This window comes from Loigolactobacillus coryniformis subsp. coryniformis KCTC 3167 = DSM 20001 (genome assembly GCF_002706425.1).
Taxonomy (GTDB): Bacteria; Bacillota; Bacilli; order Lactobacillales; family Lactobacillaceae; genus Loigolactobacillus; species Loigolactobacillus coryniformis.
Genome location: NZ_CP017713.1, coordinates 1,621,587 through 1,633,399, shown reverse-complemented (window position 1 = coordinate 1,633,399; position 11,813 = coordinate 1,621,587). Strand labels below are relative to the sequence as shown.

The following is an 11,813-nucleotide window of genomic DNA, read 5'->3' as shown; positions in this document are numbered from 1 at the left end:
TAATAGAAAAACGACCGTCATTATTGGCGGTCGTTTTTGTGTGGCTAGATTTTTTGTTGAATTTCTTTAATGTTGACTTTAAGTACTTTACGGATCCAGGGGAATTTTGCCTGCATGGCATCAAACTCAGCACCGGCTTCAATAAATTCACCAGTACCGTGAACGTGAAAACCAGCACCAGGGCCAACTGTACCTTCAACTGCTTTGCTGCCCATCGTTAAGACGACGGTATTATCGGTAGCAAAATCATGTTCGATACTACGCATCCCAGCTGCTGGAATCAATAAGTAATTACCGGCTTCATTTATATTAACGTAGGAGCCCCAAGTATTGACGACACTAGCTGGTTGGGCGTTGATCGTCACGATCGTAACGGGTCCTTCATGTTGCATGACTTCAAGAAATTTTGGGTTCATCAGTTCAACCTCTTTTCAATTTAGTAACTTAATTATACTACTTTATGGTACAAAGCTCCAAACTGATGTTCTGCTAAAATTGTAAAGCGTCACTGGGTAAATACATTAAAAGTGTGGGGTTAATGGAGTTGCTATACTTTAATTTATTGATCAAATTGATAAATTTTGTGCTATGCTTAAGTTATTAAAAAATAAAACTTGTTCATTAGTTAGCTGTTTAGTTGGCTAATATTGGAGGATTGGTTTTGAATCTAGAGGCGCTTTTACTTAAAACGTTATTATGGAACGCACAATTACTGGTGGCGCTCTTTTTTATCGCTGGGTTTGTTAGCTTTTATTTGGAAAATTGGGGACATGCCTTTCGGGATAAGACACTAAGTCATTCACGCCAGTTAATGTATCGCGTGTTACTTATCGTTCAAGCCGTTTTTTTTTAGCAGTGTTTTAAATGTGGCTGGTTACGCTGGAAGTGTCAACGCGATCCTTTATCACAATATCGGGTTGTTTATTCTGATTTTAGCATTGCTGGATGAAGATACATCGATTTGGGAATACTTGATTCGGTGTGGACTATTGATCAACATGTGGTGCCAGTACTACGTTAATAATTTTGTCCAATGGGGTTTTATAGTTTCAATGGTGGTTTTGTTAGTGACGTTGGTTCTAGTGCGGCATTATCGAACGAAGATTGGGCCTAATTTTCGTTATCGGTTACCGATTGCCGTTTTTTTGGCAGCTGATTTTTGGTTTACATTACCGAGCCGACCCGCGGGGATGGTTGTAACGCCAGGAATTGCCGCAGGCGCGGTATTGATGTTTTTCTTGATGAAACTTTCCACCGGAAGACAGCAGCGGCGCTTTTTTCAAAATTTGGTAACGGAACATTTGGCTAATTATGATGAATTGACTAGCACGAAAAACTTCACCGCTTACCAAAACCTGAATTATGCATATGCATCAAATTGATTGGCCAAATTATCAGTTTTACGTAATTTCTCTATATTCACGACTTGGGCTAGTCATGACTAGCCAAGTTTGACTTAATTTAGTTAGTTTGATTAGTTTTCATACTTGATCGCGTCAAAAAAGTAGCCACTAATCCCTTGGTCAAACACAATAATTTTAAAAAATTTTAAAAGTAACTGCGCTATTTTCTTAGTTGGTCACTAAGGGGCTTAACGTGTGAATGTTAGCTAATAAGGCTTCGATCTGCTGGCTAAAGACGTTGCTTTGCGCCAGATGAATGATTATTTTTCCGGCGTGACGGGCTAGTTTTCCAGCAACATGAAAGATTTGAAAGCGTAGTGTACTAATGGTCGTGTTGCGCTGCTCTTTTGGTAAGGCCATTAACTTCATCAAGGCAATCAAGTTATAGGCAATGCCGCTGATAGTTGCTCGCGCGGCATTGGTAGTAAAGGTGTGGCTATTCGTCTTATCCATAAAAAAGCCGGCTTTACTTTCTTTGATCAGGTTTTCCATGGCCCCACGCTTTTGATAGGCTAAGTACAATAATTTGACCCCGGCTTCAGTCATATTAGTGACCACATATTGCCGTTCAAAGAATAGTTCGCCTACTTGATGCGTCGATTTTACTAGGACGCGCCGATCAATCGACCAGCTCTTGGCCGCGTAGTTGAATTCACCATAGATGACCGAATTCTGATCAAAATGCTTGGGCACTACTGGTGTGAATTCATCAGCTAGTTGGTCTAAAGCGGCGTTTCGCTTCAGGCGGATCACATATTTTACATCATAAAATTCGCAGAGCGTATAAAGCTCAGGCGTCGCAAAACCACTATCACCGCGTAAAATCAACTGAACATCAAACGGCAATTCGCAAAAAGCCGCAAAGATCGGGGCTAAGAATTCTTTGACACCAGTGCTGGTGTACTGATTGCCTGGACGTTGCTTGATTCCTAAAAGCAAATTCAGCTGCGCGATATAGGCCACTAGCGGATGGAAACCAGTAACCCCATAATGCGCATTGAAACTAGCAGCTTCTTGATGACCAAAGGTATCACAATGCGTCGAATCAACATCAAGCATGACCGTGTCAATATGGTTAGTCCTGATATAATCGAGCGCCAAGGTTAAAATCAAACGGTTCAAGTGCAGAACATCATCACAAGTTAGCGCACTTAAAAAACGAGAAATAGTCGGTTGTGGTGCTAAATCAGTCGTCCCATGGACCTGTTTCATGACTGGGTCGTGTTGTAGCGCGTCGGCCGCGACATCATTGCCGTAACCGGCAATATTCAGTTCCAGCATTTGATTGAGTAAGCTAGTTTTAGAATAATGAGGGCCAATACGTTTTTCGCTTAATTGTGCCGCCGCTTGATCAATAGTTTGGTCAAGACCAGCTGCGTGCTTAAATTCGGCGTAAAACAACAGGCCTGCGTTATTTGAAAGTTGAACATCATCAGTCTTAATTTTGATTTTAGGGTTGAATCGCAGTTGGGTTTCGTGTAAGTTAGTCATGAGGCATCTCCTGTGTTCGTTATTGTTTGGTCGCTATAACAATAACACGGAAGGTGCTTTTTTGGTACACCATTTTGGTGAAACCCTCAATCAAAGGTAAAACGATGGTGTAGCAGCATTCTCGTTAAGGTTTAGGAAAAGATATGCATAATTCAGGCAAAAGGATATTTTTAATCATTTTGGGGTCGCTCGCACTGGCAAACAGCCGTTAACGGTTGCCACCTTAGATATTGATCATTTTAAGTTGGTCAATGATCAATACGGCCATTTAGCGGGTAATCAAGTATTGGCTAAGGTCGCCTAGGCGCTCAAAGAGATTGTCCATCAGTATGGTGAACATTACGAGGTCTACCGGACCGGTGGTGAAGAGTTTACCGTGATTTTTCCTAATAGTACAGTCAAAGAAACGTTTCAGATCATGGCACATTGTTGGCAGGCGATTCGCACCCACGAGTTTGATTACGATAAGCAAACGATCAAGGTTACGATATCTAGCGGGATGACCGAATTGTACGCGGGGGATCGCTCGCCGAATGATATTTATAAGCGGGCCGATCATTCGCTGTATATCAGTAAGCAAAATGGGCGTGATACGATCACAGTCAACGGCGCGACCCAACAGTTGCAGGATGACTCCAATCAGGTCAAGTATGCATACTTTGCGCGTGGCGTTTATGCAGACACTACGCCGGTGCGACGCATTGCTGAGGAGTTGCAATTGCGGCGTTATGATCAGACAGCGCAGCAGTGGGTTTTACCGCAGCAACATTATTTGGATATTGACACCCGAATCGAGTTGATGCGAACCGCCTTACTGAATACGCGGACCCAAGTGTTAGTCAAAGCTTTGCCCGTGGCTGATTTTCTTAATCAAGCCATTGCCGATAAGATCGTGGCTTTCATTAACGGTCCAGATGGGCCAAATCAGCTTTACATTGAATTAAATCAGATCCCGGCGCTGCAGGTATTGGTCCCAATGGCTAATTTTTATCATGCTAACGGCATCAAACTTGTGTTAAGTCAGATCGGAACCAATCGCCATTTTACTAAGATTAACGCCAGCTTAGATTACTTTGATGGCATTAAATTCACGGTGGCCGCGCAGCCTGATCAAATGAAAGCTAGCAAAGAGATCAAGTTTTGGGGTACTTTGGCCGCAAGTCGTCAGCTAGGCTTTTCCGTTGATGGCGTCACGGATCAGCGCTTATTTGCCTGGTTACGGCAGCAGTCGTTCACTAATTTTTTACAGGGTGATTATTTTGGCCAGGCGCAATTACCATTATTGGCCGAGTAAGCCCAAGGTTATTTTAAGTTTGGCGACGTAAGCTAAGCGTATTAATAACTTGAGTAGGTGATAAAATGACCAAACGTAATTATCGCACAGCACTAGTATGTGCGCTGCTCGGTGGCACGGTTATAGCCGCCAAAATCGTCCAGAAAAAGCACCCCAATTTTATTTTAGTTCCAGTGTAAGTTAATGTGTATCCGCGTTTATAAACAAAAAAGTACCGTCAACACACTTCAGTGCTGACGGTACTTTTTTGTAAGAATTAATGTACGCTGATACCTAGCGCCATCCGACCTAAACGGCTGATTCGTTTCATATTCCAACGTGGTGACCAAACGATTTGAACATCCACCGCTTTGATCCCCGGCAGATTTTGTAGCGCCGCCTTAATGTCCACCGGCATCGATTCAATACAACCACAAACCATTTCTGTGAAAGTAATGACAACTGTCAGCTGGTCGTTCTCATCTAAATTTAATTCGTAAATCAAACCTAAATTATAAATATCTAATTCCAATTCTGGATCGTTGACCTTTTGTAATCGCTCGATGATCGCCTCACTGAATTCAGCGGCACGGTCATTTATTTTAATATCTTCACGCATTATATTCGCTCCTTTTCATACAATAAAATTCGGTTAGTAGGCGTTTTGCTCAGCCTATGTAGCCAATTAACTTACCCGCAATTAAAATGGTAATTTTTGCAACCGTAATAGCTGCAGGCAAAAAAATGAAGCTAGATTAATTGCGGTTAAAAAATAGTTGTAAATGTATTTTGTCATTAAAATTAAAAAAATTCAAGCTAATTATTAATTTTAAATAAGTATTTTCCCTTATTTTCTTATTTTTATATTGGAATGAAATGAGTAAAGAGGTAAAATCTATACTAAAGCAGCTAGATCTGCTTATGGTTTTGTTTTGGCTATGATTAACGCGCTGCTTAAGGGGTAGCTTTTAAGATCATTTATGAATGATCGTTTTATTTTTACAGTTGAAAGGGGAGAATCACAATGACGAACGAACAATCGAAAAAGGATCTACGGATCAGAAGTCATGTGTACGATGGGATGGTCAAGTCACCTAACCGCGCCATGTTACGTGCAACTGGGATGACGGATAAGGATTTTGATAAGCCACTGATCGGGGTCATCAGTACTTGGGCGGAAAATACGCCCTGTAATTTACATTTAGAGGAATTAGGCAAACTTGCTAAAAATGGGATTCGGTCAATGGGCGGTTGGCCGGTACAATTTGGCACGATCACCGTTTCTGATGGTATTTCCATGGGCACACCTGGGATGCGCTTTTCATTGCCATCCCGCGATGTGATCGCCGATTCGATCGAAGTGGCCATGAGCGGGCATAACTGCGACGCTTTTGTCGCCATTGGTGGCTGTGATAAGAACATGCCCGGGAGCATGATCGCTATCGCCAACACTGAAGTACCCGCGATCTTCGTTTATGGTGGCACGATCTCGCCAGGTAAATTAGACGGCAAAGACATCGATTTAGTTTCCGTTTTTGAAGCAGTCGGTCATTGGAACCATAAAGATATGACGGCAGAAGAAGTACGTGCAATCGAATGTAACGCCTGCCCTGGTCCTGGTGGCTGCGGCGGTATGTACACGGCTAACACGATGGCGTCAGCAATTGAAGCGATGGGCATGAGCTTACCGGGTTCATCTTCCCATCCAGCAACCTTTGAAGAAAAGAAAAAAGACGTCGAAGCAGCTGGTAAAGCCGTAATGAACTTGCTGGAAAAGGGCATCTACCCTAGAGATATCATGACCCGTGAAGCCTTTGAAAATGCGTTGACCGTGATCATGGCTTTAGGGGGCTCGACTAACTCCGTGCTTCATTTATTGGCGATCGCCCATGCCGCTAATGTTGACTTAACGATCGATGATTTTAACGTTTTTCAGAAAAAGGTACCGCATATCGCTGATTTGAAGCCTAGTGGCCAGTATGTTTTCCAGGACCTTTATGAAGCTGGTGGTGTTGAAGCGGTCATGAAGTATTTGTACCAAAATGGCTACATCCATGGCGAATGCCTGACTTGTACCGGTAAAACTGTTGCCGAAAACTTAGCTACTGCACCTGATTTGAAGCCAGGTCAAAAAGTGATCGTACCGCTGGAACATCCAAAACGTCCTGACGGCCCATTATTGATCTTGCACGGTAACTTAGCCACTGAAGGCGCGGTTGCCAAGGTTTCTGGGGTCAAATCACGGCGCCACGTTGGTCCAGCCAAAGTTTTCAACAACGAAGAAGATGCGGTCAACGCGGTATTGGCTGATGAAGTGGTACCAGGCGATGTGATCGTCATTCGCTTCCAAGGACCAAAAGGGGGCCCGGGGATGCCAGAAATGTTGTCCTTATCCGGTATTTTAGTTGGTAAAGGTCAAGGCGAATCAGTGGCCTTGTTGACGGACGGCCGTTTCTCCGGCGGGACCCACGGCTTTGTCGTTGGTCATATCGCGCCAGAAGCGCAAGATGGCGGGAATATCGCTTATCTTCATGATGGCGACACGATCATTATTGATCAAGACACCAAGGAGATCACAATGGACGTTTCAGATGCTGAATTAGCGAAGCGTAAAGCGGAAACGACGATCCCACCGTTGTATACCCGTGGTGTGTTAGGAAAATACGCGCATTTAGTTTCTAGCTCAGCAACGGGCGCGGTTACTGACTTTTGGAATAAGGATTAAAAAATACGATCACGTACAGCATGATAACTGACGTGATCGTATTTTTATTCTATTGGTTCCGTGCAGCGAGATAGCGCTGTTTTTCGGCCTGCCAGTATTGTTCATCAGCTGCGGTCAATGAACGTAAAACGTGCGCCGGGTTACCGACGATTAATGAATTGGCCGGCATGTCTTTGGTGACGATCGCTCCGGCGCCGATGACTGTATTATCGCCAATCGTAACGCCAGGACAGATGACTGCATTGCCACCGATCCAAACGTTATTGCCGATGGTGATCGGATGACCGTACTCTAAAAATTCATTGCGAACACTGGCCACCAACGGATGACCAGCAGTGTATAACGACACGCGCGGGCCTAACATGACGTTGTCACCAATCGTGATCGGGGCAATATCCAGAAAAATACTATCATAGTTGGCGTAAAAATTCGCGCCAATGTGAACGTTACTGCCGTAGTCCATCCGGAAAGGCACTTCGATATAAGCGTCACGGCTTGGACAGTCGATCAATTCCGGCAGGATTTGTGCTCGTAACGCATTGGCTTCCGGGGCCGTTTGATTATAGCGATAAACTTTTTGTTTAGCGGTGGCGCGCATTTTCACTAGCTCAGCGGCGGTGGAATTGTACAACTGGCCAGCTCGCATTAAGTCGAGTTCAGATGGCATAAGGTCCTCCTTAGATAATAAAGATTTCCCTATCAGCATAACCCAAATCACGGCGTTGCAGCAACTAATTACCAAGTAACTATCAGGGCTTTGCCTACATTTAAAGCTTTAAGCCAATAACCGTTGACAAATGTAATCGGTGTGCTAAGATTAACTTATCGATTACAGATGTAAACATAAACCGTTATCACGTAACAAGCGGCAGAACGGGGGCTTTATCATGGGTTTAGCAAAATTAACGATCAATTCAATGAAGGGAGGTGAAATTTTATGACAGCTGAACAATTTAAAATTGACGGCATGGTTTGTGCCAGTTGTGCGCAGACCATTGAAAAAGCGGTCAGCAAGTTACCTGGTGTGACGGTGGCTAACGTTAACTTGGCAGCGGAACGAATGAAAGTGGAATTCGCCGATCAGGCTTTAGCACCAGCAGAGGTCATCCAAGCGGTGGTCAACGCTGGTTATGGCGCCGAGTTAGCCCAAGAGTTGACCCAGGAAAACGTGGCGGCAGAGCGGGATGAAAAAGCCGTCAAGTTAACACAACAGCGTAACGCTATGATCGGTGCGCTAATTGGGGCGGCCGTATTAATGTACGTGGCGATGGCCGGGGATCTACATTTACCGACCGTGATGTGGTTAAATCCAATGATGGCGCCGGCAACAGCGTCGCTCGCTGAATTGATTTTAGCTTTGCCAGTACTGTGGCTGGGCCGTGATTACTTAATTAAAGGGGCGACCACCTTATTTAAAGGTCATCCTAACATGGATTCGTTAGTGTTTGTCGGCACTGGAACTGCCTTTTTGTACAGTTTGGTCAATACGATGTTGATCTGGACAACGGGCACGCAGCAGCCGTTATACTTCGAAGCCAGCGCTACGATCTTGGCGCTGATCATGCTGGGTAAATATTTTGAGGCACTGTCCAAGCAAAAGACGACCACATCGATGACTTCATTATTGACTTTGGTACCGAAAATGGCCGACCGCGTCAATGCGGATGAAACGGTACAGTCGGTGCCAGTGAATAAGCTCCAAGTTGGTGATACAATTTTGGTCAAATCGGGCCAAACGATCCCAGTGGATGGCCAAGTTTTAACTGGCCAAACCACGGTGGATGAATCGATGCTAACTGGTGAAAGTTTGCCAATCACCAAAATGAGCGGCGACCGCGTCATCGGTGGCAGTACCAATAAAAATGGTCAGATCACTTACCAAGCTACGCATGTGGGCAATGATACTGCTTTGGCCCATATCGTCAAATTAGTTTCTGACGCCCAAGGTTCCAAAGCGCCGATCGCCCGCTTAGCGGATAAAATCTCTGGTGTTTTTGTTCCTGTGATCATGGCGATCGCGTTAGTTGGCGGCTTAGCTTGGTTAATTAGCGGGCAGTCACTGGCTTTTTCACTGACGATCTTCGTATCCGTACTAGTGATCGCTTGTCCCTGTGCTCTAGGTTTGGCGACACCGACTGCAATCATGGTCGGCACTGGCCTAGGCGCCAAACACGGCGTACTGTTTAAAAATGGTGCTGCGCTTGAACAATTGGCACAACTGGACACTGTCGTTTTGGACAAAACAGGGACCATTACACAAGGTCAACCACAAGTCACTGATGTGATTACAAACGGTGAGCGTAATCAAGTTTTGCAATTAGCTGCTAGTTTGGAATATTATTCGGATCATCCTTTGGCTAGTGCGGTGATCGACGCTGCCGCTGCCCAGCGCCAAAGCGTTACTAATTTTACGACGCTACCTGGTTTAGGCGTTACGGGTCAAATCGCTGGAACGACGGTGGCACTGGGTAATGCTAAGCTAATGCAGCAACAAAACGTTGCCGCTAGTCCGTTGTTTGATCAGGCCGCTGCCTTAAGTACAGCCGGTAAAACCTTGATCTACGTGGCCCAAGCACAAAAATTAGTTGGCGTGCTCGGGGTGACTGATCCAATCAAAGCAGATAGTCCAGCAGCAATCAAACGACTACAACATTTAGGTGTAGACGTAGTGATGTTGACTGGTGACAATCGTCCGACTGCAGAGGCGATCGCGGCCCAAGCGGGCATCAAACAAGTGATCAGCGACGTATTACCAGAAGGCAAAGCCGATGCGATCAAAGCTTTGCAGCAACAAGGGCATAAAGTGGCGATGGTCGGCGATGGCATCAACGACGCACCGGCGTTGGTTCAAGCTGAGATCGGCGTTGCCATTGGTAATGGCACTGACGTGGCGGTTGATTCAGCTGAAGTGATCCTGATGAATTCTGATTTGAGTTCGTTGGTCACAGCGCGCGAATTAAGCCACAAAACCATGATCAATATCAAAGAAAATCTATTCTGGGCGTTTTTCTACAATGTATTAGGTATTCCGGTAGCTTTAGGTCTGCTATACTTATTTGGCGGTCCCTTATTGAACCCAATGATCGCTGCCGGCGCAATGGGCTTTAGCTCAGTTACCGTCGTACTCAACGCTTTACGTTTGAACCGTTTTAAAATCAAAAAACTAACCCTCCCCGAAAGGAAGTTATCATAATGCAAAAAGTAACTATTAATGGAATGAAATGCCAAGGTTGTGCCGATACTGTGACTGAAAAATTAGGCAGTGTGGTTAATAACGTGAACGTTGACCTTGATAGCAAAACTGCTACTTTTGACGGCACGGCTAGCGTCGCTCAACTCAACGCCGCTTTAGCTGACACTTCATACAGCGTAGCCGAATAGAATCACTACTTACCAGCGCCGCTTTGGTTGCTGGTTTTTTATTTAGCTTGCGCGAAACCGCTTTATTGAGTAAGCTAGAATCAGCTAGCCATTCTACTGATAAGGAGTCACTTAAATGAAAATAGCACTGATCGCTCATGATGAAAAGAAACCCGAAATGGCCCGTTTTGCGGCGGCGTATCGCGAAATTTTGCGCGGTCATCAATTATTCGCTACCGGCCATACCGGCCAAGTCGTTGCGGATGCAACCCAGTTGCCGGTCACTTGCTTCAATTCAGGACCACTAGGTGGCGACCAAGAAATCGGCGCCCTGATCGCCCAAAATAAAATGGATCTAATCATCTTTTTACGTGATCCGCTGACGGCGCAACCCCACGAACCCGATGTCAATGCTCTGATTCGTCTAGCTGATGTTTATAGCATTCCACTCGCCACTAACATTGGCACTGCCGAAATACTGATCCGCGGCTTAAATGCCGGCTTTCTCGATTTCCGCAAAATAGTCAACGGCGATGAGAGTCGTCACGAAAAATATGAATAATTAACTGGCGGAGTTGTGCTATAAATCATTTATGGCCAACTCTTTTTTGTACTTCTGCACTGCAAAAGTCAATTATAGATTTAATTAGAACTATTGTTATAATAAAAGTAGAAAATCCGATTACTTGGATTTAAGCCAAATGAATTAGGAAGGAAGTGCATGATGTTTTATTTTGCTAATCAGACTGTTCCGACATTTTTAACCGGGATCAGGTGTGCGCAACTGAAACGGATTAGATGTTTAAGTATTAAAGGGTAGCTTTAAGTCAGTCTATAGCTTAGCGACAATCAAGTTTCACTGCAATAAACAAGGCGGTTAGTGGCGCAACGTCTCTACTATCACTTTGTGAAGCGGTCGCTTAAATACCAAAGTTTGCTGGATCTGTTGCATTCAGGCGCGGCTGGTACGGTACGGCCTTGCCGCAAATCTGGCAATCAGTGTGTTCACCTTGAAGCGGCGTTTGCATGCACTAAATCAGTTATTGGCTGTATATAATATTCCAATCAAAGTGGGCGCTTAGTTGGCTTTGAAAATCAGAGTCGGTATTTCTATTTTTATTTATTATGGTCTGCGTGGCCTCGGTGGTTAACGAACAAGAAATGACTGATTAGATGATCGATACTTTTATGACAAAAGTTTGTATCCCTTTACTGAAGCTGAGGCGATGAAAATACGTATCTGGCGGTATATTTTGGAACAGCGACGCAAAGTACTGGGAATCAAAGTACTTTTACACGGGGGTTGTGATTTTTCGATGGAGACGTCTGCCGCGCAAGCCATGATCGGTCAGATTCGTGCTTATGTGCCAATAGGCATCAAAATTGCGTTAGAATTATATAGTACAACGGCTACTTATGATGTGATCCTAACCGATATGGACCGCGTCTATTCGCCAGCAACGCCAACGTTTGTTTTTTTGAATTTGCAAAACGAGTTGGATGTTCCTCGATTAAAAAATTTTTTGACCGATCACTATTTTGATAAATTATTTCAGTAAAC

Annotated in this window: 11 protein-coding genes and 1 pseudogene; 8 read left to right on the top strand and 4 right to left on the bottom strand. The window is 44.5% G+C overall.

Annotation, left to right across the window (positions count from 1 at the left end; all coding sequences use genetic code 11):
* Nucleotides 1-44: 44 nt before the first annotated feature.
* Nucleotides 45-416 carry a hypothetical protein gene (locus LC20001_RS07980; RefSeq protein WP_003679417.1) on the bottom strand — a complete coding sequence of 124 codons (372 nt, stop codon included), beginning with the start codon at nucleotides 414-416 and terminating at the stop codon, nucleotides 45-47.
* Nucleotides 417-866: 450 nt separating this feature from the next.
* Between LC20001_RS07980 and LC20001_RS07970 the strand changes: the two genes are divergently transcribed.
* Nucleotides 867-1,382: a hypothetical protein gene (locus LC20001_RS07970; protein ID WP_056943269.1), complete on the top strand. Its 516-nt coding sequence runs from the start codon at nucleotides 867-869 to the stop codon at nucleotides 1,380-1,382.
* 189 nt (nucleotides 1,383-1,571) lie between these two features.
* Here the strand turns inward: LC20001_RS07970 and LC20001_RS07965 are convergent, their stop codons facing one another.
* Nucleotides 1,572-2,894 (bottom strand): IS1380 family transposase, encoded by a 1,323-nt coding sequence (locus LC20001_RS07965; RefSeq protein WP_099267139.1) that lies wholly within the window; start codon nucleotides 2,892-2,894, stop codon nucleotides 1,572-1,574.
* A 166-nt stretch (nucleotides 2,895-3,060) separates the two neighbouring features.
* Between LC20001_RS07965 and LC20001_RS07955 the strand changes: the two are divergent.
* Nucleotides 3,061-4,188 (top strand): annotated as a pseudogene (locus LC20001_RS07955) (diguanylate cyclase).
* Between the two features lie 256 nt (nucleotides 4,189-4,444).
* On the opposite strand, the gene LC20001_RS07950 reads toward LC20001_RS07955, so the two are convergent.
* The gene (locus LC20001_RS07950) at nucleotides 4,445-4,786 is read right to left on the bottom strand and encodes a metal-sulfur cluster assembly factor (protein ID WP_003677975.1); all 342 of its coding nucleotides are present in this window, start codon (nucleotides 4,784-4,786) and stop codon (nucleotides 4,445-4,447) included.
* A gap of 405 nt (nucleotides 4,787-5,191) precedes the next feature.
* Here LC20001_RS07950 and ilvD point away from each other — a divergent pair, with 405 nt between their 5' ends.
* The gene (gene ilvD / locus LC20001_RS07945; protein WP_010011173.1) at nucleotides 5,192-6,892 is read left to right on the top strand and encodes a dihydroxy-acid dehydratase; all 1,701 of its coding nucleotides are present in this window, start codon (nucleotides 5,192-5,194) and stop codon (nucleotides 6,890-6,892) included.
* A 49-nt stretch (nucleotides 6,893-6,941) separates the two neighbouring features.
* Here ilvD and LC20001_RS07940 read toward each other — a convergent pair whose 3' ends face one another.
* The gene (locus LC20001_RS07940) at nucleotides 6,942-7,559 is read right to left on the bottom strand and encodes a sugar O-acetyltransferase (RefSeq protein ID WP_010011174.1); all 618 of its coding nucleotides are present in this window, start codon (nucleotides 7,557-7,559) and stop codon (nucleotides 6,942-6,944) included.
* Nucleotides 7,560-7,829: 270 nt separating this feature from the next.
* Between LC20001_RS07940 and LC20001_RS07935 the strand changes: the two genes are divergently transcribed.
* The 5 genes from LC20001_RS07935 to LC20001_RS07920 all read left to right on the top strand — a co-directional run bounded on the left by LC20001_RS07935 (nucleotide 7,830) and on the right by LC20001_RS07920 (nucleotide 11,811).
* Nucleotides 7,830-10,085: a heavy metal translocating P-type ATPase gene (locus LC20001_RS07935; RefSeq protein ID WP_010011175.1), complete on the top strand. Its 2,256-nt coding sequence runs from the start codon at nucleotides 7,830-7,832 to the stop codon at nucleotides 10,083-10,085.
* On the top strand, nucleotides 10,085-10,273 hold the full coding sequence (locus tag LC20001_RS07930) for a heavy-metal-associated domain-containing protein (RefSeq protein WP_010011176.1): 189 nt from the start codon (nucleotides 10,085-10,087) through the stop codon (nucleotides 10,271-10,273). Before LC20001_RS07935 ends, LC20001_RS07930 begins: the two co-directional genes overlap by 1 nt.
* Before the next feature lie 115 nt (nucleotides 10,274-10,388).
* Entirely contained in the window at nucleotides 10,389-10,814 is a 426-nt protein-coding gene (locus LC20001_RS07925) for a methylglyoxal synthase (protein ID WP_003677980.1), read from the top strand.
* Between the two features lie 379 nt (nucleotides 10,815-11,193).
* Entirely contained in the window at nucleotides 11,194-11,334 is a 141-nt protein-coding gene (locus LC20001_RS14775) for a helix-turn-helix domain-containing protein (RefSeq protein WP_141707607.1), read from the top strand.
* A gap of 144 nt (nucleotides 11,335-11,478) precedes the next feature.
* Nucleotides 11,479-11,811: a hypothetical protein gene (locus LC20001_RS07920; protein ID WP_056943257.1), complete on the top strand. Its 333-nt coding sequence runs from the start codon at nucleotides 11,479-11,481 to the stop codon at nucleotides 11,809-11,811.
* The last annotated feature ends 2 nt before the right edge of the window (nucleotides 11,812-11,813 follow it).